The following is a 20,072-nucleotide window of genomic DNA, read 5'->3' as shown; positions in this document are numbered from 1 at the left end:
GGGATGTAGCTGTCCAGTGCGTCGGCCAGAGCCATGATGGCTACTTCGCCCAGAGGACCGGTGTCGCCGTCCAGTGCTTTACGTGCCGAACCTTTGATGATCGGCAGGTCGTCGCCTGGGAACTCGTATTTCGAAAGCAGCTCGCGCACTTCCATTTCAACCAGTTCCAGCAGCTCTTCGTCGTCGACCAGGTCGCACTTGTTCAGGAACACAACGATGTATGGAACGCCAACCTGGCGGGCCAGCAGGATGTGCTCTCGGGTCTGTGGCATTGGGCCGTCAGCTGCGGAGCAAACCAGGATCGCGCCGTCCATCTGCGCAGCACCGGTAATCATGTTCTTGATGTAGTCGGCGTGGCCTGGGCAGTCAACGTGAGCGTAGTGACGCGATGCGGTCTCGTACTCGACGTGGGCGGTGTTGATGGTAATGCCGCGTGCTTTTTCTTCTGGAGCAGCATCGATCTGGTCGTATGCTTTGGCTTCGCCGCCGAATTTCTTCGACAGAACGGTAGCGATTGCAGCCGTCAGGGTGGTCTTGCCATGGTCAACGTGACCGATGGTGCCGACGTTCACGTGCGGTTTAGTCCGCTCGAATTTACCTTTTGCCATTTTAGACTCCTAACAATTTGATAAGTGTGCAGGGCACGCGCCCGACTGCTTGAGGATGCTGCTTGCTTGATACTGCGAATTCTGGTGCCCTTTACGTGGATTGAACACGTGGCCTCTCCCTTACCAAGGGAGTGCTCTACCACTGAGCTAAAAGGGCTTTATTTGTTGCGATGTACCACATAGATGCAAGCCAACTGGAGCGGGTGAAGGGAATCGAACCCTCGTCGTAAGCTTGGAAGGCTTCTGCTCTACCATTGAGCTACACCCGCGAGGTTTAGATCATCTTCACTACTATCACTCAGTTTTCTTGCAAAAACTTGGTGGAGGGGGCTGGATTCGAACCAGCGTACTCGAAAGAACAGATTTACAGTCTGTCGCCTTTAACCACTCGGCCACCCCTCCGCGAGGAACCGCAGAGTATGAAGCAACTTCTTTGACTTGTCAACACTGTCTGCAGAATTTTTCGACTTCATTTTCTGCAAGCTGCGATGTTTCGTCTGCTTCGGGGCGAGATTGTAATCACAAGAATGTGATTGTGCAAGTGTTGTTTTTAAGTTGAATGATTTCTTATAGAATCGACATCTTGACGCATACATCCGATGCGCCGGAACTGGCCCCGACTGGAGCAGCCGATTTTGGAACCCTACGCTTTTCCCGCAGCCGCCGCCCCCTCTTTCCGCTGGCGCCCGCTGCTGCTGGCCAACGCCGCCCTGCTGCTGGCCTACCTGGCGGCCGGCCGCCTGGGGCTGGAGATGGCGCTGGGCGCGGCCTACGCCAGCCCGCTGTTCGTGCCGGCCGGCATCGCGCTGGCGACGGTGTTCACACTGGGGCCGCGCCTGCTGCCGGCGGTGGCGCTGGGCGCGGTGCTGGTCAACCTGCTACCGCTGGGCAACGCGCCCGCGCCGGCCTGGCCTTCGGGCGTGGCCCTGCTGGCGGCGCTGGCGGCCGGCGCCGGCGCCACCTTGCAAGCCTGGGTGGCCAGCCTGGTGCTGCGGCGCGCGGTGCAGCCGGCGCTGGGGCGCGGGCGCGACGTGCTGGGCTTTATGCTGCTGGCGCCGCTGCTCGCCCTGGTCAGCTGCACGGTGGCGATAGGCGCCAATGGCCTGCTCGGCACGCTGGCCCCGGCCGCGCTGCCGGTCAACTGGTTCACCTGGTGGCTGGGCGACACCACCGGCATCCTGCTGGCCGCGCCGCTGACCTGGATCCTCATCGGCCAGCCGCGCCCGCTGTGGCGCCGCCGCCGCTGGCTGGCGGGCCTGCCGCTGCTGGTGTCGAGCGCGGTGTTCGTCGGCATCTACTTCCAGGTCGAACACTGGGAGAACGTGCAGCAGCTGCAAACCTTCCGCCTCAAGGCGCAGCAGCTGGGCGACTTGCTGCAGGCCCAGTTCAGCGAGCACGAGCGCTTCATCTACGCCATGTCCAAGGCGCTCAACGACCCGCAGCGCGCCATGGGCGCGAGCGACTTCAGCAATTTCGCGTCCGGCTATCTGGACCGGCGCCCCGAGCTGCTGTCCATGAGCTGGCTCAAGCCGGTCGGCCAGGCGCAGCGCGCCGCCTACGAGCAATGGGGCCGGCAGACCATCGATCCCGCCTTTGAAGTGCGTGAAGGCGGCGGCGAGCACCGCATGCAGCGCGCCGGCGAACGCCCGCAGTACATGGTGTCGACCTATATCGAACCCATGAGCAGCAGGCGCTACCTCGGCATCGACTTCCTCAGCGAGCCGGTGCGCGCGGAGGCGGTGCGGCGGGCGCTGCATAGCGGCCAGCCCACCGTCAGCGCGCCCATTTCGCTGTTCCGCCACACCGAGAAGAACGGCCTGATTCTGCTGCAGGCGGTGCAGGCCCCGGGCGACGCCGCCAGCACCATAGGCATGCTGCTGATTTCCATCCATGCGGACTCCTACATCGAGCGCGCCATCGCGCAGGTGAACTTCCCCGCCATGCAGGTGCGCTTGCAGGACGTGAGCGCCGCGCCGCCGCGCACCCTGTACGACCGCCTGCCGCGTTCCGCGCAGGGTGCGGCCGACGGCGCGGCAGCCCACGCGGCCCAGGTGCAGCGCCGCCTGCGCTTCGGCGGCCGCGACTATCTGCTGACTGCGGCGCCCACGGCCGATTACGCGGCGGCCCAGCGCGGCTGGCAAAGCTGGACCGTGCTGACCTGCGGCCTGCTGCTGACCGCGCTGCTGGGCGGCATGATGCTGCTGATCTCGGGCGAGCGCGCGCTGATCCAGGACCAGGTGAAGGACGCCACGCGCCGCCTGCGCGAACGCGAAGCCCGCCTGCAGGCCATCCTCGACAAGGCGGCCGACGCCATCCTCACCATCGCCAGCGACGGCACGCTGGTGTCGGCCAACGGCGCGGCCGGGCGCCTGTTCGGCTACGCGCCCGAGCAGATGCCCGGCTTGCGCCTGGAGCACCTGCTGCCGGTGGCCGACGGCGACACCGCCTCCGGCCTGCTGCGTGCGGTCGCCAGCGGCGTCACCCACGAGCACGAGGCCACCGGCTGGCGCAGCGACGGCAGCGCCTTCCCGCTGGCGCTGTCGGTGAGCGAAGTCGAGCTGCCGGACGAGCACCTGTTCGTCGCCATCCTGCACGACCTGACCGAGCAGCAGCGCGCGCAGGAGCGCATCCACCGCCTGGCCCACCACGACCCGCTCACCGGGCTGGACAACCGCCTGTCGCTGAACCTGCGCCTGGACCAGCTGCTGGCGCAGGCGCGCCGCAGCCAGGGCAGCGGCGCGGTGATGTTCATCGACCTCGACCACTTCAAGAAAATCAACGACACGCACGGCCACCAGGTGGGCGACCTGCTGCTGATCGGCGTGGCCAACCGCCTGCGCGAGCTGCTGCGCGAAATCGACTCCATCGCCCGCCTGGGCGGCGACGAATTCATCGTCCTGGCGGGCAACGCCCCCAACAACCCGATTACGCCCGACAGCGCCAGCCAGATCGCGGTGCGCATCGTGGACGCGCTCAGCACGCCGTTTGTGCTGCAGGGAAAAACCATCCACAGCGGCGCCAGCGTGGGCGTGGCCATGTTTCCGTCCGACGGCGGCGACGGCCCCACGCTGCTGCGCCACGCCGACACCGCCATGTACGCCGCCAAGAGCCAGGGCCGGGGCAATTTCCAGTTCTTCTCGCCCTCGATGAACGCCGCCACGCACGAGCGGCTGCTGCTGGAAAGCCGGCTGTGGCAGGCGCTGGAGCAAAACGAATTCGAGCTCTACCTGCAAGCCCAGGTGGAACTCGAAGGCGGCAGCGTGATCGGTGCCGAGGCGCTGCTGCGCTGGCACCATCCCGAGCTGGGCATGGTGGGGCCGGACCGCTTCATTCCCATCGCCGAGGAGTCCGGCCTGATCCTGCCGCTGGGCGACTGGGTGCTGCGGCGCGCCGTGGAGCGGCTGCAGCTGTGGCGGGACTGCGGCCTGGGCCATTTGCGGCTGGCGGTCAACCTGTCGGCGCGGCAATGCCACGGCAGCGCGCTGCTGCCGCAGCTGGACCGGCTGCTGGCCGAAAGCGGCATCAACCCTGCCCTGCTGGAACTGGAGATCACCGAATCGGCCGCCATGCAGGACCCCGAGCACAGCCGCAAACTGCTGCGCGAACTGCGCTCGCGCGGGCTGAAGGTGGCCATCGACGACTTCGGCACCGGCTACTCCTCGCTGAGCTACCTGAAGCTGTTCGAGCTGGACCGCATCAAGATCGACCGGGGCTTCGTGAAGGACATCGAGACCGATCCGAACGATGCGGTGATCGTGGCGGCCACCATCGCGCTGGCCCATTCGCTGGGGCTGGCGGTGGTGGCGGAAGGCGTGGAAACGGCGGCCCAGCGCGAATTCCTGCGCAGCAAAGGCTGCGAGGAGGCGCAGGGCTATCTGTTCGCCCGGCCGGTGCCGGTGGAGCAGTTCGAGGCGCTGGCGCGCGCCAGCCTGGCGCAGCAGGCGGCGTAAGGACGCTAGCGCAGCAAAGGCGCCAGATCCTCGCCCAGCTTCTCCTGCGCCAGCGGGAGGATGCGGCTGGCGTCGCCGGAGGCCAGCACGGCGGTGACCCATTCCTGCACGGCGGCAAGGCCATGGCGGCTTTCCAGGCCGTCGAACAGCGCCAGCGCCGCACCGTAGCGGCCCTGCTCATTGGCCAGGTCCTGCATGAAGTCGCCCGGGCCGAACTTGAACGGCCCTTTCGGCACATAGGACGGATCTTGCGCAGCAAGGGCGCGCTCCTCGCTGCTCATCTGGCGCGCTACCGCCTCCGGCCGGACACGCATGCCGCCCCAGGCGCCCAGACGGGGCGCGTCCAGCCTGGCGCGCTCGGCGGCCAGCCCGGCGCGCCGCCGCTCGGCCATGTCGGGCCGCACCTGGCGCGTGACCTTCAGGCCGGCCCATTCCGCATGCCCCTCCTGGAACCAGCGCGGCAGCTTGATGGCGCCGCGCGCCTGGCTGAAGTGCACCTGCTCATGGGGCATCACCTCGATCAGGAAATTCAGCGCCGCCTCGTCCCAGCCGGCGCTGCGGAACACGTTCAGCCAGCGCGCCTCGCCGCCCTTGGGCGCCACATAGTCCGGATTGGTGGTGATGGTCATGGCCGACCAGCGCAGGCCGCGGCGCGCGTCGGGAATGACGGGCGCCAGCAGGTCCAGCAGGCCGGCGAGACAGGCGGCCTTGGACTCCACGCCCTGGGCCAGGGCCGGCTCGAAATAAATCCTGGCGCTGGCGTCCGTAGCGGCCGAACGCGCCTCGGCATAAGGCAAGTCGCCGGCGGCGCCGGGCGACAGGGTCACGGCAATGCCGGGCACGGCCACGGCGCCGGTGGCGGCCAGGCCGCAGGCCTGGTCCAGGGCTGCCGCTTGCGGCGCGGCGGGCGCCTGCTGCGCTCCCGCCGCCGCGCAAGCGGACGACAGCACCGCCGGCAGCAGCCGGCGGCGCACCTCAGGCTTGAATTGAAAATTGGCGAACTGCAGACGGCCTTTCACACACACTCCCCGTAACGATTTCCACCATCATTCCACGGTGAAATCTTTACGGTTAGTTAAATTTGGTAAATTCTGGTAAAGGCCGGATTCAGGACGGCGTCAGCGCCACCAGCACCTGCCCCTTGAGGGCGCGGATCAGCGAGGTTTCGTCGGGCGGCACGCCTTCGGGCGCCGGTTCGCTGCGGTCGGCGTAGAACAGGCCCAGCTGCACGCCCTGCACCACCAGCGGCAGCACGATGAAGCTGCGCGCGTCCGGCAGCAGCTTGCGGTGCCAGGCCGGCAGCAGGTCGCGGATTTTCGGCGTGCTGGCGTCGGCGATCATCAGGTCGGCGTCGTTCTGCATGGCCAGGTGGAACAGGTCGCTGCCCGGCGCCATCGGAAAGGCGAACTCGGCCATGCGCGCGGCGTGCTTTTCGCCGAAGGCGATGCGGGCCCGGAAGGTGCCTGCGCGCGCGTCCTTCAGGCACACGGTGGCGTAGCGGAAGCCCATGCTGCGGTACAGGGTTTCCAGCACCGCCTGGATCACCTCGTTGACCTTGCAGCGCCCCGCCGCGCGCATCTGCGCCACCTCCTGCACGCCCGCCAGCAGCTGCTCGCGCGCGTTGTAGGGCTTGCCGCTGGCGTGCTGGCCTTCTGGCAGCTTGCCGCCCGCGTCCATGGTGGCCAGCAGCAGCACATTCGGCAGGCCTTCGGCGCTTTCCTCGGCCGGCGGCGGCGCCGGCTGCAGCTGCAGCGTGTCGAGCAGCTCGTCCATCTCGCCGCGTATCGCCCCCAGCATCTCCGCCATCCGCTGCCGCTCCAGCCCCAGCGCCGCGCCGTAGCGCTCGAACAGCGCCTTGAGCACGTCGTCCGCCAGGCCGCCCGGACGCACCAGCGCGCGCGCCGCGTCCATGCTGAACGAGACCACCAGGCGCACCCAGTCCTGCCGGTTCGGCGGCGGCTTCTGCACCGGCGCCGGCGGCAGCGCGCCGATGGAGCGCACGATCACGTCCGGGATCTTCCATTCATTGAGGATGGCGGCCGACAGCGTGTCGTAGGTGCTGCCCAGTATCATCTGCGAGGCCTGGCTGATGCTGTGCGCGCCGCCCGCCACCAGCACGTTGATCTCGCGGTAGCGCTCGTGGTGCTGGGACGCGATCAGCAGCGGACCGATATTCTTGAACAGGGCGCCGATGGAGGCTTCCTCCGCGCCCTGGTAGGCCGACAGGCGCGCCAGCTCGCGCCCGATCAGGCTGGCGCACAGCGCCGCCTCCAGCTCCACCCGCACGCTTTGCGCGTGCTTGCTGTTGGCCAGCGTGTCCACCAGCAGCATGGCCAGCGCGGTGGTCTTCACGTTGTCGAAGCCGAGCAGGGAAATGGCGCGCGAGATGGTGGTGACAGCAATACCGCCCACCGTGCGGTAGCGCGGCGTGTTGGCGATGCGCAGCACTTTCTGCGTCAGCGCAGCGTCCGACAGCACGTAGTAGGCCAGCTCCTGCGTGCCGCCCTCGTCCGAGTCCACCAGCTGCACCACGCGCGCCACCGACACGCCCAGCGCGAACACGCCCTCGTCGCTGCACAGTTTCTTCAGCAGGGGACCGCGCACGGGACGCGTGTCCAGCTGGGCGGGATCGTGGGACGAGGCAGACGGCATGGTACGGTATCCAGCTATGCCCTATCAGGGCGGCAAGCCATTGTAGCGCCGCGCGCGCCGCGCCGCGTCAGATTGCCGCCAGCCGTCCGGCCCGGATGTTGTATTTCTTCAATATGTCCTGGTGCAGCGCGGACAGCGCGCCCAGCTTGGGGTTGGCCGGGTCCAGCCGCCGCACGCTGGCGATCAGGTTCAGCGCGTCCTGCCCCAGGGTGCCGTCCCAGCCGGTGTTCTCCAGGCATTTGAGCACCGCCACGGCCGCGTTGAAGACCACCTGGCCGTTGTCGGGCAGCTTGGCCACCGCCTCCATCATCAGCTCGACGGCGCCCTTGTAGTCGCCTTCCTTGGCGCGCGCGGCGCCCACGGCCACCATGTCCACCACTTCCTGCCGGCTTTCCGCCGCCAGCTGCTGCGCCAGCTCGCCCTGCCCCGCGTCCTCCAGCACGCGCATGGCCTTGGCCATGGCGGCGGGGCTGCCGGCGTTGCGCATCACGCCGCGCAGCACTTCGGCGGCCTGCTCGGGCTTGCCGCCTTCCAGGCAGGTACGCGCCAGTTCCAGCCGCAAATCGTTGGACAGGCCGGTGGCGCGGCGGCAGCCGGCCAGCGCGAACTGGATGGATTCGTCCAGCCGCGCCTGGTTGCCGGTGTACTCGTGCAGCATGGCCGAGGAGATCGCGCTGCACACGGCCGTGTTGCGCTGCCCGGCCAGCGATTTGTCCAGGTCGCGGATGACGGCGGCCGCCTGCACCGGGTCGCCCTTGCGCACCAGCGTGGACACCAGCCGCGCGTGGTCCTCGGGGTCGCGGAATTCGGAATAGCGGGCCTTGCTGACCACCTGCTTCCAGGCCTGCTCGGCGGCGTCCAGATCGCCCGCCTCCAGCGCCACTTCGCCCAGCCGGCGCAGGCGGCGCACCGCGTGCGGCGACAGTTCCACCGCCTCGCTCAGCACGGCCTGCGCGCTGCTCCAGTCGCTGCCCACCTCGTGGGTGCGCGCCAGCCAGTCGTAGGCGTCCAGGAAGCGCTTGTTCTGCTCCACCAGCGCGCCCAGCATGGCCTGCGATTCGCCGTGCAGGCCGCGCAGGAACAGGCACTTGGCCTGGCCCAGCCGCGCCCAGTGGATGTTTTTGCTGGCGTACAGCTCGGCGTAGATGGGTTCGGCCAGCTCCGGCTCGCCAAGCTCCATGTGCAGCTCGGCGCGCAGGCGCTGGAAGTCGGCCACGTAGCGCGGCTGCTGCTGCTCGCCGTCCAGGCAGGCGGCGATGGCGCCGCGCTGGTCGCCCAGCGCCACCAGCTGGTGGATGCCGGACAGCGCCCGGCGCTTGTCGAAGGCGCGCGCGATGCGCTCCAGCATATTGTCGGCCGTGAAAGGTTTCAGGATGTAGTCGTTGGGCTGCAGCTCGGCGGCGCTGACCACCTTGTTGAACTGGCCTTCGCCGGTGACCATGAAAAACAGCGTGGCGGGCTGGATCAGGCGGTGGTGGCGCAAGTCCTCCAGCATCTGCTGGCCGTCCTGGCCGCCGTCCAGGCAGTATTCGCACAGCACGATGTCGTAAGTCTTGCTGGACAGCATGCGGATGGCCTGGCCCGAACTGCTGGCGTCCTCGATCCGGGTCACGCCGCACAGATTGAGCATATTGTGCAGGCTGGCGCGCATGCCGGGATGCGGCTCGATGGTGAGCGCGCTGATGCCGGCGCCAAGGCCGGCTGTAAGGCGTGCAGGCTGGCTGGCCCGCCCCGCGGTGAAACCCATAGGCTGATTCATTATTCTTTCCGCAATCCGTCTGCGCATGGGCGAGGCGCACGTGATGGCAGCGGCGCGCAGGGATGCGGCGGCAGGCTGCCTGTAGGCAAAGTATATTACGGAAGTGTGAGAATCTGTGAGATTCGCCTGAAAATGCGGCATTGCGGCATCGCGGCGGTGCCTGCCCGCCACAATGCCGCAGCGGATGCCTTATTTGGCGGACTGCGGCTGCTGGCCCAGTTCCGGGTCGCGCTCGATCACGTCCAGCAGCGCCAGCACCACTTCGGGGTCGAACTGGGCGCCGCTGCGGGCCTTGATGTAGCTCATGACCTCGGGATACGGCCAAGGTTCCTTGTACGGGCGCTCGTGCAGCAGCGAGTCGAACACGTCCACCACCGCCACGATGCGGGCGGAAACCGGGATGTCGCGCCCTTTCAGGCCGTTCGGATAGCCGGCGCCGTCGAAATGCTCGTGGTGCGCGCCGGCGATTTCGGCGCCATAGGTCAGATAGCTGACGCCGTCGACCATATTGGCGGCGCGTTCCAGGATGGTGCGGCCGACGTTGGCATGGGTCTGCATCTGCACCCGCTCGTCGGGCGTGTGCAGGCCCGGCTTGAGCAGGATATGGTCCGGCGTGGCCACCTTGCCGACGTCGTGCAGGATGCTGGCCAGGCCTATCATGTCGAGCAGCTGCGGCGTCAGTTCGTCCTCGTAAACGCCGCGCTCCTTCATGCGGGCCGCGATGGCGGTGGACAGCGCCTGCACGCGGCGCACATGGCCGCCGGTGCCGCTGTCGCGGAACTCGGCCAGGTCGGCCAGCGCCACCACGGTGGCCTCCTGCGCCTTGCGCAGCTGGCCGAACATGTACAGGTTGTCGAAGGCAGCGGCGATGCGCTGGCAGAACACTTCCAGCAGGTCGCGCTGGATCTGCGCCAGCGGCCACGGCGGCGTGACGGAGATCGCCACTTCCCGGTCCTGGGTGTGGATGAACAGCACATTGGCCGGGTGCTCGAACTGGCTTTTCTTTTCGGCGAAGGCCTTGGCGATGGCCGGCCACAGCGGATGCTCGGACGGCATGCGCTCGTTTTCGGCCAGCGGCGCGTAGCCGCCGGTGGCGGCCACCACGGTGGCCGGGCCGGTGTCGCCCTGCATCAGGCACAACACGCCGTCGGCGCCCACGTCCAGGATGGCGGACACCTGGTTCAGCACGCCCGAGGCGAACTCGCGCAGCGAATGGATCTGGTACAGATTGGTGGCGCCGGCCAGGATCTTGCCCAGGCCCACGCGGCTGCGCTCGAGCATGTTCAGGCTCTCGTAGGCGCGCAGCGCGGAGATGACCGTGGTGAACAGCTTCTGCGTGGTCAGCTCGGTCTTGGCCTTGTAGTCGTTGATGTCGTATTCGATGATGACGCGCTGTTCGGGCGCCTGGCCGGGCTGGCCGGTGCGCAGCACCACGCGCACGATGGCGTTGTGCAGTTCCTCGCGGATGCGGCGCGCCAGCAGCAGGCCGGCGTCGTCGGTTTCCATCACCACGTCGAGCAGCACCAGGGCAACGTCGGGCGTGTCGCGCAGGATGTCGTAGGCTTCGCGCCCGCTGTAGGCGGAGAACAGCTCCAGCTCGCGGCCCTTGAAGCTGACATTGCGCAGCGCCAGGCGGGTGACCGCATGCACGTCCACGTCGTCATCGACGATCAGCACGCGCCACAGGCGCTGGTCCGGTGCCGGCAAGCCGGCCGGCGCCACTTCCTCATCGTCCTCGTCGAGCAGCCAGTTGTCGTCTGAGGCGTTTGAATCGGTCATACATTCTCCAAGGTCGCGCGAGGCTGCGCGGTTTGCGCGCGCGGCTCTCGCAGCGCGCGCTGTCTGGTTCCCAGCATAATCAGAATTTGCCAGCCTGACAACCCCCGCCAACGGTGCCGCCGCGCGTTTTCCAACAATAGCAAATGCCCCGGAAAAGGGCTACCCTGATAACACCCCTCATGCGAAGGAGCCACCATGCACGACAGCGCCGACAACACCAGCCAGGCCAGCAGCGATAGCGACGGGCGCGAGTTCCTGGCCTTCAAGCTGGGCAAGGAGGAATACGGCATCGACATCCTGAAGGTGCAGGAGATCCGGGGCTACGAGGCGGTCACGCGCATCGCCAGCGCGCCGGAATTTATCAAGGGCGTGATTAATTTGCGCGGCATCATCATCCCGGTGGTGGATATGCGCATCAAGTTCCGCCTGGGTGAGCCTGTGTATGACGACTTTACCGTCGTGATCATTCTCAATATCAAGGGCCGCGTGGTGGGCATGGTGGTGGACAGCGTGTCGGATGTGACCACGCTGATGCCGGAACAGATCAAGCCGGCGCCGGAAATGGGCACGGCCTTCAGCACCGAGTATGTGCTGGGACTGGGCACCATAGACGAGCGCATGCTGATACTGGTCGATATCGATACGCTGATGTCCAGCCCGGAGATGGGGCTGATTGAGAGTTTGCAGCCGTGATGGCGGGTTACGGCGCTACGCGCCTAACCCGCCCTACCCGCCCTGCTTTTTGCAGTTGGTTTTGTCGGCGGCGGGGTCGATGTTCTGGTAGCGAATTTCGTACTTGCCGCTGGCCAGCTTGTCGACCACCCAGGTGTCGCGCGCCAGCACGTAGGCGTAGCGCACATTGGATTTGCGCTCCAGGTCGTACACCTTGATGAACACGGCCGAGTCGTTGCCGGCGTTGTCCAGCGTGAGCTGCATGTCGTCGCCCTTGTTGCTGACCGGGAAGCCGGCCACGTAGCCGGACTGCGTCGGCCAGGCTTCGCCGTTGGGCGCGGCCAGCGCGGGCGCGTCGGCGTCGCAATCGGCCGGGGCGGCGGTGGCCGTGCCCGGCAGCACCACTTGCGACAGCGCCACCACCTTGATCAGCGGCGCGCGCAGCACGCCGCTTTCTGCCGCGTATGGCTTGGCGACGGCCCAGCTGTCGGCCAGCGGATCGCTCTTGGCTTCGGTCCTGGCGGCGGGCGCCGCGGTGGCGGACGGCGCCGCCGTCAGACCGGCCGCCGCGCTCAGTTCGCTCTTGGTGCCCAGCGCGGCGGCCAGCACCGCCTGCAGGCGCGGTTGGCCGGCCGACACCACGCCGCCCACCCAGCCCACCACCAGGCTCAGGCCCAGCGCCACGCCCCATTTCCAGTTGCGGCGCCAGCCCGGGCGCACCGCGCGCGGCTCGTCCATATGCTCCGGCCAGGCGTGCTCCGGCCCCGCGTGCCGGGGCGCCTTATGGCCGTCCTCGTGGCGCGTGCTTTCCAGCCATTCGATTTCCCATTCCTCGGCCGCGATCCACTCGTCATGCTCCTTGCGGCGCTGCGGATCGGCCAGCGTGCCATAGGCGCTGTTGAGGATGGCCATGATGCGCGCCGCCTTTTCGTCGCCCGGGTTCTTGTCCGGGTGGTATTTCTGGCTCAGCGCCTTGTAGGCGGCACGTATGACTTCCTGCGGCGCCATGCGCGCCACTTTCAGGTTGTCATAGTGAGTGTGTATCTTTCCCATCGTTCCGTTAACTTTTCGACAAGCGCGCCGCGACGGGTGGCCGCGCTGAATCGACCATCATAGCTGATTCCGGGCCGTCAAACCCATCAAACAGCCGACGAAAAGCAGTGCAATTCGCGCAATCAGAGACGATGGCTGCGGTCGGCGGCGGCCAGCCGGGCCGGCAATTCCACATTCTTTCCTATGACCAACACCTTAAACAGCTCGCCCATCTCGGCCGGCGACACAAGTTTCTGCAAAGCATTGGCCTGTGGCAAATATGCCATAGCGTCGGACGGGTCGGTGCGCAGCAGCAGCTCGCCCACCCCGGCACCGATCAGGAAAGCGGCCTGGTTCATATAGGCCAGCACGTCGGCGCCGGCGTCCTGCGCGGCCACGGCGGCGGCGGTGAAGTCCACGTGGGCGGTGATGTCCTGCAGGCCGGGCAGGTAGAAGGGCTCGGCGTGGGCGTGGTGGCGGTAGTGGCACATCAGCGTGCCCTTGTCGCGCTGGTCCAGGTAGTACTCGTGGCCGGGGAAGCCGTAGTCGAGCAGCACGGCGGCGCCGCTGCCCTGGGCCAGCATGCGTCCCAGCGTGGCCATGAAGCCGCAGGCGGTGCCGTGCAGCTCGGTTTCATAGCCCTCCGGCAGTTCGGCCTCCTGTTCGGCGCCGATCTGGCTGGCCAGCTGCCGCTGCAGCTCGGCGCCCATGGCGTGTTCCTCATAGGCGAAGCCGCCGTCCTGGATGGTGACGTACAGCTCGCGCCAGCCGGCGGCGGTCTTGCGCACCAGCTGCACCGGCATGGCGTCCAGCACCTCGTTGCCGAACACGGCGCCATCCCAGCGCTCGGGCAGGGCGTCCAGCCACACCACCTGCGGAAAACCGGCCAGCAGCGCCTGCTGGCGCGCGCGCAGCTCGCCGGACAGCTCGACGATGGCGTACTGCTCCAGCGCGATGCCGGCGGCCTTCAGCTCGGTCAGCATGTCGAAGGCCAGCTTGCCGGTGCCGGCGCCGAACTCGAGGATGCGGGGCGCGCTTTGAGCGATAATAGCGGCTGCCACATGGGCCAGCGTGGCGCCGAACAGCGGCGTCAGCTCGGGGGCGGTTGTAAAATCGCCATCCTTGCCCAGCTTGGCGGCGCCGCCGCTGTAGTAGCCCAGGCCGGGCGCGTACAGGGCCAGCTCCATGAAGCGGCTGAAGGGAATGGCGCCGGGCGCGCGCGCGATTTCGGCGGCGATCAGGTGCTGCAGGGCGTGGGACGCGGCCAGCGCGTCGCTAGTGGGTGCGGGTAAGCTCATCCCGGCATTTTAAACAATTCGATGGAACTATTCATGACACAGGCAGACAACACGGCGGCGCCGGCCCCGGTGGCGCTGGTGACGGGCGCCGGGCGCCGCATCGGCCGCGCCATCGCGCTGGGCATGGCGCAGGCCGGCTGGGACGTGGCGGTGCACTACCGCCATTCGCTGGCCGAGGCGCAGCAGGTGGTGGCGCAGATCGCCGCCATGGGCCGGCGCGCCATCGCCCTGCCCTGCGACCTGGCCGACGAGGCGGCCGTGCGGCGCCTGCTGCCGCAGGCCGTGGCCGTGCTGGGGCCGGTTTCCTGCGTGGTCAACAACGCCTCGCTGTTCGACTACGACAGCGCGGCCAGCTTCACCCAGGCGCGCCTGGCCGAGCACATGGCGGCCAATGTGGCCGCCCCCATCCTGCTGGCGCAGGCGCTGCACGCGGCCACGCCGGAAGGCGCCCAGGCCGTGGTTTTGAATCTGCTCGACCAAAAACTGTACAATCTCAATCCCGACTTCCTGTCCTACACCTTGTCCAAGGCCGCGCTGCACACGGCCACGACCATGCTGGCCCAGGAACTGGCGCCGAAAGTGCGCGTGGCCGGCATAGCGCCCGGCATCACGCTGGTGTCCGGCGAGCAGAGCGAGGACGGCTTCGCCAAGGCGCACACGCAAACGCCGCTGGGCCGTTCCAGCACGCCGGAGGACATCGTGGCCGCCGTGCTGTACGCGGCCGGCGCGCGCGCGCTGACCGGCAGCACGCTGCTGGTCGACGGCGGCCAGCATCTGCAGGCCTCGCCGCGCGACGTGATGTTCCTCGCGAAATAATTATTTATACTCTTTATACTGAAAGTTCAACCATGCTGTCCGCCCTGACCCACCCCCGGCTCCAAGACTGCCGCCGCCTGTTCCTGCGCAACTACGAAGTGCTGATCAACATCGGCGTGCACGATTTCGAGAAGAAGGGCGAGCAGCGCGTCCTGATCAATGTGGACCTGTACATTCCGCTGGCACTGTCGACGCCGACCGCCGACGAGCTGCACGAAGTGGTGGACTACGACTTCATGCGCGAGACCATCGCGCGCCGCATGGCCGAGGGCCATGTGCACCTGCAGGAAACCCTGTGCGACGACGTGGTGCAAGCCATGCTGGCGCACCCGCGCGTGCGCGCCGCGCGCGTGTCGACCATGAAGCCGGACGTCTACCCGGATTGCGAAGGCGTGGGCGTGGAAGTGTTCCGTGTGAAGGATGACGTGTGATGAACGCAGTGATGGAAAACCTGGCCGCAGCGCCAACCGGAAAGTCGGCCGAGAAGATCGCGCTGGAGAACAACAAGCTGCACAAGCGCCTGTGCCGCCTGGTGGGCCAGGCCATCGGCGACTTCAACATGATCGAGGACGGCGACAAGATCATGGTCTGCCTGTCCGGCGGCAAGGACAGCTACGCGCTGCTGGACATCCTGATGACCCTGCGCGAGCGCGCGCCGATCAATTTCGAGATCGTGGCCGTCAACCTGGACCAGAAGCAGCCCAACTTCCCGGCCGACATCCTGCCGGCCTACCTGGAAAAGCTGGGCGTTCCCTACCACATTGAAAACCAGGACACCTACAGCATCGTCAAGCGCCTGATCCCGGAAGGCAAGACCACCTGCTCGCTGTGCTCGCGCCTGCGGCGCGGCATCCTGTACCGCGTGGCCGACGAGCTGGGCTGCAACAAGATCGCCCTGGGCCACCACCGCGACGACATCCTGGAAACCTTCTTCCTGAATATGTTCTTCGGCGGCAAGCTGAAGGGCATGCCGGCCAAGCTGGTGTCGGACGACGGCAAGCACATGGTGATACGCCCGATGGCCTACGTGAAGGAAGCGGACACCGAGCGCTACGCCGAAGTGAAGGGCTTCCCGATCATCCCGTGCGACCTGTGCGGCTCGCAGGAAAACCTGCAGCGCAAGCAGATCAAGAACCTGATGCGCGAATGGGACAAGAAGCATCCGGGGCGCGTGGACAACATCTTCTCGGCGCTGTCGACGGTGGTGCCGTCGCACCTGATGGACCGCGACCTGTTCGGCTTCCAGGACATCAAGGCCGACGGCCTGGCCAACCCGCTGGGCGACATCGCCTTCGACGAAGAGCCCTGCTCCACGCCGAGCACCGTGCCCGGCATCATCCCGCTGCAGCCGCTCTGATTTGCCTCAACCCGACACGCCTTGCCGACGTCATGGCAAGGCGTACAATCGGTTGTCAAACCAGGAGCCAGCCATGGACGCGCCAGCAGCAACCTCATTCCCAGAAACCTTGCAACAGCAGCTGGCTCAACTGGCGGAGCTGACCGGCCAGTCCGAGGCCGACATCGTGCAACTGGCATTGCAAGAATACCTGGACTGCCATCTTCCCGAGATGCTGGAACTGCAAGCGTCCGAGCAACAAGCCGATCGCAAGGAATTTTCGTCCAAAGAAGAAGTCCGGGAAGTATTTGCCCGATATGGCGCATGAATCCGGACTTGAATGGACACCGCTTGCGCTCAATAGCCTGGAGCGGGTTCTTGCGCGCATAGCCCAAGACAATCCAGCCGCCGCGCAGCGCTTCGCCCGAACAGTCAAACAAAAAGCTGAACAATTGCGCCAATACCCCGCGCTTGGCAAAGCTGCCCACAACAAGCGCCGCATACTGCTTGTCCATCCAAACTATCAGCTCACGTACCGGGTTACCGGCCAAGCGGTCGAGATCCTCAACATCCGCCACGTCGCCCGCAAGCCAAAATAGCGATCGCACGGCGCCCAAGGTCGCTTGCCTCAGAAACCACGACTACTCCACGCAATTTTCTTGACACCGAGTGTGCGACGACGCAATATATTAACAAATTCGTTAATTGCTTAATTGAATAATGTCCCTAGATAAAGTTTTTGAAGCGCTGGCATCGGCGCCACGCCGAAAGATATTGGCCTACCTGGCCGAAGCCGAAATGAATACGTCCGAGCTGGCGGTGCGCTTCGAGATGAGCGCGCCGGCGATTTCGCGCCATCTGTCGGTGCTGGAAAATGCGGGGCTGATCAGCAGCGAACGGCGCGGCCAGTTTGTGTTCTACAAACTTACTGCGGACAACGTCGCCAGCACCCTGACCAGCTATGCGCTGGAGCTATGCCCTACCGGCAGGCCGCTCAAGCGCGAGTCAGCCGCCATCGCCGCCAGCCGGCGCAACCGGAAAGACTAGGCAGGAGAAGCAGATGCCTTCGATACCAGACAGCCTGAAACAGCACCGCGTCCACAGCGCGGATCCCGCAGGCGTTGTCGGAGGCGCGGTGCGCTACGCGCCGCTCAAGTCGCTGTGGTTCAGCGCTATGGCGGGCGCCGCGCTGATCGGCGGCATCGCCACTTTTTCCTGGGCCGCATTCGCCATCTTCCTTGCCGCCACCATCTTGGTGCTGCTGTTCGGCCATTCGCTTGGCAGCCACCGCAAGCTGATACACAACAGCTTTCAATGCCCGAAATGGCTGGAGTACACGCTGGTCTATTGCGGTGTGCAGGTCGGCCTGGCCGGCCCGCTTGGCCTGCTGCGCCAGCACGAACTGCGCGACTACGCGCAGCGCATGCCGGACTGCCACGACTACCTGCGCCACGGCCGCAGCGTCTGGCGCGACGGCTGGTGGCAGATCCACTGTGACCTGGCGCTCGACACGCCGCCCGCCATCCGCCTGGAGCCGGCCATCGAAAACAACCGCTTCTACCGCTTCCTGGAGCAAACCTGGATGCTGCAGCAGCTGCCGCCCGCCCTGGCGCTTTTCGCCATCGGCGGCTGGGGCTTTGTCTTTTGGGGCGTGTGCGCGCGCATCACGGCAGGCATTTTCGGCCACTGGCTGATAGGCTACTTCGCACACAACCACGGTCCCATGCATGCCGAAGTCCACGGCGCGGCCGTGCAAGGCCATAACATCCGCTTCGTGTCGCTGCTGACCATGGGCGAATGCTGGCACAACAACCATCATGCCTATCCGGGTTCGGCTTGCCTCGGCCTGTACGCCGGCGAGTGGGACCCGGGCTGGTGGACCCTGCTCTTGTTGCGCCGCGCCGGACTGGCATGGGACCTGCGCCTGCCTCACCAGCTTCCGCAGCGTCCCGAACTGCGCAAACTGGACACGCTGCCGCATTCGCCTTGCATAGCCCCTCCGCTCATGGGAACTATCTCAACTTAAGGATATGCCATGAAGGTCGATACCCATTCCAACGCAGCGCAGGGCAAGCTGGAGTTCGTCAAGAAAATGTCCGGCGGCGATTTCCAGGCGGCGCTGGACGGCGCCATGGGCGGCGCGGCGGCGAAGACGAATCCGGTGGCCGAGCTGGAGGCGTATATGAAGCAGACGCCCGCCGAACGCATGCGCGAGGCGCTGCTGAAGAAGCTGGGCGTGAGCGAGGAGGAGCTGGCGGCCATGCCGCCGGAACAGCGCAAGGGCTTTGAAGAGAAGCTCGGCCAGCTGGTGCAGGAGGAAATGCAGAAGGCCGAGCAGACCAAAGGCGCCCGCATCGATACGAGCGCCTAGGCAGCTACCGCTTAGCGCACCACTGCGCTGCGCATCACAGGGTACAGCTTGAAGCGCTCGTCCCACGACGGATGGCGGCGGGCGAAGAACTCCAGGCGCTGCGCGGAGCTGGCGGCGAAGGCGGGGTCGCTGTCCAGCTTGCGCTTGAACTCGGCCGCCACGGCCGGGTCTTTCAGCTGTTCGCGCGCCACTTCCTCTGCCACGTATTCCTCCATGTATTCCTTGCGCTCGAAGGCGTTGTTGAACGCGCCCCAGGCCAGCAGCGAGTCGGCGCTTTCCGGTTCCAGCATGGCCATCACGAGGCGCGACTTGGCCTGCGCGATGGGCACGAACAGCGCGCCCTTGCCCAATTCGCGCGCTTCCTTGCGCCACGCGCCTTCGACCGCCAGCGCCTGGTGCCCTTCAAAGGACTGCGCGCCGAATTTGCTCTTGTCGGCGCGGAAGGCTTCCACTTCGACCTTGCCCAGGTCCGCGTTCAGCACCTTGTAGCTGATGCCGTGCTGCGCCAGCTTGGCCGCCACCATGGCCGCCTGCGCGGCCGGCACCAGGTAGCCGCCGGCCGGCGCCGCAACCTGCAGGTTGGGCACCACTTCGTCGCGCAGCGGCACGGTCCACATTTGCGGTTTGCTTTCGTCGTAGCGGGTCCACAGCGCGCCGGACACGCTGGACGGCGTGCGCGTGTATTCGTAGCCGGCGAACTGTATCATCCGCGTGCGGTCGGTGGTGCGGTAGCTGAGCGGCACCAGCTGGTTGCCCAGGTTTAGCGCGCGCGCGTCCGCCTCGGCCGCCAGCTTGCGCCACTCGGCGCCGTGCTCGGCCACCTGCGACAGCAGCGACACGATGGTGTTGCGCGTGATGCGCACCCGGGTCGGATAGTCCTTCCACGAATGGGTTTCCACCAGCATGGCGAAGCGGTTGCGCAGCGGGAAATAGCCGGTGGAGAAGCGCGGCGCCGACATGCTGTCCTCGAAACCGGACTGCGGATCGTCGGTCTTGGCGAAGGAGATGTAGTAGTGCTTGGGGTCCGAGCCTTCCTTGCGCAGGTCGGCCATCACCGCCTCGCGCAGCGCCACTCCGGCCGTCATCAGCGCCGCGTCGCCGCCGTGCACCGGCTCCACCTGAATCGACACGTCGGGCTGGAACTTGGCGCCGTCGGTCACGTGCAGGTCGATATAGGCCAGCGGGTCCCAGGCGTTCACCAGCGCCAGCATGGCCTGCATTTCCGGTGCATCGGCCTTCACGTAGTCGCGGTTCAGATTGTAGTTCTGCGCCGTGGTGCGCCAGCCCATCGCCACCGGGCCGCGCTGGTTGGGACGGTTCCATTCGCCGAAGCGCTCGTGGCCGTCGACGTTAAACACCGGCACGAACAGCAGCACCTGCTTGTCCAGCGCGCCCGGCGCGGCCTTGCCGTCGAGCGCCTCGCGCAGCGCCAGGAAGCCGGCGTCCTTGCCGTCGATCTCGCCGGCGTGGATGCCGCCCTGCACCAGCAGCACCGGCAGGCCGCGCTTCCTGGCCTGCTCCGCCGTCAGCGCGCCGCTGCGCGAGACGGCCAGCGCCAGCATGGGCCGGCCTTCCGGCGTGCGGCCGAACTCGAAGCAGCGCACCTGCTTGGGGTAGGCCTGCTGGAAGGCCTTGCACAGCTGCTGCACTTCCTCGTAGCGGCCGGTCTGCTGGAAGCCGGAGCGTTCCGAGACGGTGGTGAGCGCGGGCGCGGCGTGCGCCAGGGGCAAGGCGGCGGAACATGCCAGGGCCAGGGCCAGGGCCAGGGTCAACTGCGGGGTGCGGCGTTTCATGTATCA

Annotated in this window: 18 protein-coding genes and 3 tRNA genes; 10 read left to right on the top strand and 11 right to left on the bottom strand. The window is 66.7% G+C overall.

Annotated elements, in window-relative coordinates; genetic code table 11:
- From AC07S4_RS29880 to AC07S4_RS29865, 4 genes are all read right to left on the bottom strand, one after another.
- On the bottom strand, nt 1-608 hold a 608-nt coding region (locus AC07S4_RS29880), incomplete at its 3' end, for a GTP-binding protein (protein WP_494990044.1).
- Nucleotides 609-690: 82 nt separating this feature from the next.
- Nucleotides 691-765: transfer RNA gene (locus AC07S4_RS29875), tRNA-Thr, on the bottom strand.
- A 38-nt stretch (nt 766-803) separates the two neighbouring features.
- Nucleotides 804-877 (bottom strand) — tRNA-Gly (locus AC07S4_RS29870).
- 49 nt (nt 878-926) lie between these two features.
- Nucleotides 927-1,010: transfer RNA gene (locus AC07S4_RS29865), tRNA-Tyr, on the bottom strand.
- Nucleotides 1,011-1,243: 233 nt separating this feature from the next.
- On the opposite strand from AC07S4_RS29865, the gene AC07S4_RS29860 reads away from it, so the two are divergent.
- Nucleotides 1,244-4,558 (top strand): bifunctional diguanylate cyclase/phosphodiesterase, encoded by a 3,315-nt coding sequence (locus AC07S4_RS29860; RefSeq protein ID WP_494990043.1) that lies wholly within the window; start codon nt 1,244-1,246, stop codon nt 4,556-4,558.
- 5 nt (nt 4,559-4,563) lie between these two features.
- On the opposite strand, the gene AC07S4_RS29855 is transcribed toward AC07S4_RS29860, so the two are convergent.
- From AC07S4_RS29855 to AC07S4_RS29840, 4 genes are all read right to left on the bottom strand, one after another.
- On the bottom strand, nt 4,564-5,577 hold the full coding sequence (locus AC07S4_RS29855) for a hypothetical protein (RefSeq protein ID WP_494990042.1): 1,014 nt from the start codon (nt 5,575-5,577) through the stop codon (nt 4,564-4,566).
- 88 nt (nt 5,578-5,665) lie between these two features.
- Nucleotides 5,666-7,210, bottom strand: coding sequence for an HDOD domain-containing protein (locus AC07S4_RS29850; RefSeq protein WP_494990041.1), 1,545 nt, complete (start codon nt 7,208-7,210; stop codon nt 5,666-5,668).
- Between the two features lie 67 nt (nt 7,211-7,277).
- Nucleotides 7,278-8,969 carry a response regulator gene (locus AC07S4_RS29845; protein WP_494990040.1) on the bottom strand — a complete coding sequence of 564 codons (1,692 nt, stop codon included), beginning with the start codon at nt 8,967-8,969 and terminating at the stop codon, nt 7,278-7,280.
- Between the two features lie 189 nt (nt 8,970-9,158).
- Nucleotides 9,159-10,748: a DUF3369 domain-containing protein gene (locus AC07S4_RS29840; protein WP_494990039.1), complete on the bottom strand. Its 1,590-nt coding sequence runs from the start codon at nt 10,746-10,748 to the stop codon at nt 9,159-9,161.
- A 195-nt stretch (nt 10,749-10,943) separates the two neighbouring features.
- On the opposite strand from AC07S4_RS29840, the gene AC07S4_RS29835 reads away from it, so the two are divergent.
- Complete coding sequence (locus tag AC07S4_RS29835) at nt 10,944-11,441, top strand: chemotaxis protein CheW (protein ID WP_494990038.1); 498 nt, start codon at nt 10,944-10,946, stop codon at nt 11,439-11,441.
- Nucleotides 11,442-11,474: 33 nt separating this feature from the next.
- Here the strand turns inward: AC07S4_RS29835 and AC07S4_RS29830 are convergent, their stop codons facing one another.
- Nucleotides 11,475-12,473 (bottom strand): J domain-containing protein, encoded by a 999-nt coding sequence (locus AC07S4_RS29830; RefSeq protein ID WP_494990037.1) that lies wholly within the window; start codon nt 12,471-12,473, stop codon nt 11,475-11,477.
- 122 nt (nt 12,474-12,595) lie between these two features.
- The gene (locus AC07S4_RS29825) at nt 12,596-13,750 is read right to left on the bottom strand and encodes a class I SAM-dependent methyltransferase (RefSeq protein ID WP_494990036.1); all 1,155 of its coding nucleotides are present in this window, start codon (nt 13,748-13,750) and stop codon (nt 12,596-12,598) included.
- A 33-nt stretch (nt 13,751-13,783) separates the two neighbouring features.
- Between AC07S4_RS29825 and AC07S4_RS29820 the strand changes: the two genes are divergently transcribed.
- From AC07S4_RS29820 to AC07S4_RS29785, 8 genes are all read left to right on the top strand, one after another.
- Nucleotides 13,784-14,566, top strand: coding sequence for an SDR family oxidoreductase (locus AC07S4_RS29820; protein ID WP_494990035.1), 783 nt, complete (start codon nt 13,784-13,786; stop codon nt 14,564-14,566).
- Nucleotides 14,567-14,598: 32 nt separating this feature from the next.
- Nucleotides 14,599-14,997 carry a dihydroneopterin aldolase gene (locus AC07S4_RS29815; RefSeq protein ID WP_494990034.1) on the top strand — a complete coding sequence of 133 codons (399 nt, stop codon included), beginning with the start codon at nt 14,599-14,601 and terminating at the stop codon, nt 14,995-14,997.
- Entirely contained in the window at nt 14,997-15,923 is a 927-nt protein-coding gene (gene ttcA, locus AC07S4_RS29810) for a tRNA 2-thiocytidine(32) synthetase TtcA (RefSeq protein WP_494990033.1), read from the top strand. The genes AC07S4_RS29815 and ttcA overlap by 1 nt, the downstream gene beginning before the upstream one ends.
- A 73-nt stretch (nt 15,924-15,996) precedes the next feature.
- Complete coding sequence (locus tag AC07S4_RS29805; RefSeq protein WP_494990032.1) at nt 15,997-16,230, top strand: hypothetical protein; 234 nt, start codon at nt 15,997-15,999, stop codon at nt 16,228-16,230.
- The gene (locus AC07S4_RS29800) at nt 16,220-16,501 is read left to right on the top strand and encodes a type II toxin-antitoxin system RelE/ParE family toxin (RefSeq protein ID WP_494990031.1); all 282 of its coding nucleotides are present in this window, start codon (nt 16,220-16,222) and stop codon (nt 16,499-16,501) included. Before AC07S4_RS29805 ends, AC07S4_RS29800 begins: the two co-directional genes overlap by 11 nt.
- A gap of 121 nt (nt 16,502-16,622) precedes the next feature.
- Nucleotides 16,623-16,949 (top strand): ArsR/SmtB family transcription factor, encoded by a 327-nt coding sequence (locus AC07S4_RS29795; RefSeq protein ID WP_494990030.1) that lies wholly within the window; start codon nt 16,623-16,625, stop codon nt 16,947-16,949.
- Between the two features lie 13 nt (nt 16,950-16,962).
- On the top strand, nt 16,963-17,928 hold the full coding sequence (locus AC07S4_RS29790) for an acyl-CoA desaturase (protein WP_494990029.1): 966 nt from the start codon (nt 16,963-16,965) through the stop codon (nt 17,926-17,928).
- A gap of 9 nt (nt 17,929-17,937) precedes the next feature.
- Entirely contained in the window at nt 17,938-18,273 is a 336-nt protein-coding gene (locus AC07S4_RS29785; RefSeq protein ID WP_494990028.1) for a hypothetical protein, read from the top strand.
- A gap of 11 nt (nt 18,274-18,284) precedes the next feature.
- Here the strand turns inward: AC07S4_RS29785 and AC07S4_RS29780 are convergent, their stop codons facing one another.
- Nucleotides 18,285-20,066 carry a M14 family metallopeptidase gene (locus tag AC07S4_RS29780; RefSeq protein WP_494990027.1) on the bottom strand — a complete coding sequence of 594 codons (1,782 nt, stop codon included), beginning with the start codon at nt 20,064-20,066 and terminating at the stop codon, nt 18,285-18,287.
- Nucleotides 20,067-20,072 lie beyond the last annotated feature (6 nt).

The organism is Pseudoduganella sp. GW821-FHT05F09 (assembly GCF_059419605.1).
Note: the sequence above shows the minus strand (reverse complement) of the source record. Positions and strands in the feature narration are given on the sequence as shown.

Bases quoted from the DNA above. Each gene is read 5' to 3' on its own strand.
- AC07S4_RS29805 (WP_494990032.1), top strand. From the start codon at position 15,997: ATGGACGCGCCAGCAGCAACCTCATTCCCAGAAACCTTGCAACAGCAG.
- ttcA (WP_494990033.1), top strand. From the start codon at position 14,997: ATGAACGCAGTGATGGAAAACCTGGCCGCAGCGCCAACCGGAAAGTCG.
- AC07S4_RS29790 (WP_494990029.1), top strand. From the start codon at position 16,963: ATGCCTTCGATACCAGACAGCCTGAAACAGCACCGCGTCCACAGCGCG.
- AC07S4_RS29785 (WP_494990028.1), top strand. From the start codon at position 17,938: ATGAAGGTCGATACCCATTCCAACGCAGCGCAGGGCAAGCTGGAGTTC.
- AC07S4_RS29830 (WP_494990037.1), bottom strand. From the start codon at position 12,473: ATGGGAAAGATACACACTCACTATGACAACCTGAAAGTGGCGCGCATG.
- AC07S4_RS29820 (WP_494990035.1), top strand. From the start codon at position 13,784: ATGACACAGGCAGACAACACGGCGGCGCCGGCCCCGGTGGCGCTGGTG.
- AC07S4_RS29845 (WP_494990040.1), bottom strand. From the start codon at position 8,969: ATGAATCAGCCTATGGGTTTCACCGCGGGGCGGGCCAGCCAGCCTGCA.
- AC07S4_RS29815 (WP_494990034.1), top strand. From the start codon at position 14,599: ATGCTGTCCGCCCTGACCCACCCCCGGCTCCAAGACTGCCGCCGCCTG.
- AC07S4_RS29835 (WP_494990038.1), top strand. From the start codon at position 10,944: ATGCACGACAGCGCCGACAACACCAGCCAGGCCAGCAGCGATAGCGAC.
- AC07S4_RS29795 (WP_494990030.1), top strand. From the start codon at position 16,623: ATGTCCCTAGATAAAGTTTTTGAAGCGCTGGCATCGGCGCCACGCCGA.
- AC07S4_RS29780 (WP_494990027.1), bottom strand. From the start codon at position 20,066: ATGAAACGCCGCACCCCGCAGTTGACCCTGGCCCTGGCCCTGGCCCTG.
- AC07S4_RS29850 (WP_494990041.1), bottom strand. From the start codon at position 7,210: ATGCCGTCTGCCTCGTCCCACGATCCCGCCCAGCTGGACACGCGTCCC.
- AC07S4_RS29840 (WP_494990039.1), bottom strand. From the start codon at position 10,748: ATGACCGATTCAAACGCCTCAGACGACAACTGGCTGCTCGACGAGGAC.
- AC07S4_RS29825 (WP_494990036.1), bottom strand. From the start codon at position 13,750: ATGAGCTTACCCGCACCCACTAGCGACGCGCTGGCCGCGTCCCACGCC.
- AC07S4_RS29800 (WP_494990031.1), top strand. From the start codon at position 16,220: ATGGCGCATGAATCCGGACTTGAATGGACACCGCTTGCGCTCAATAGC.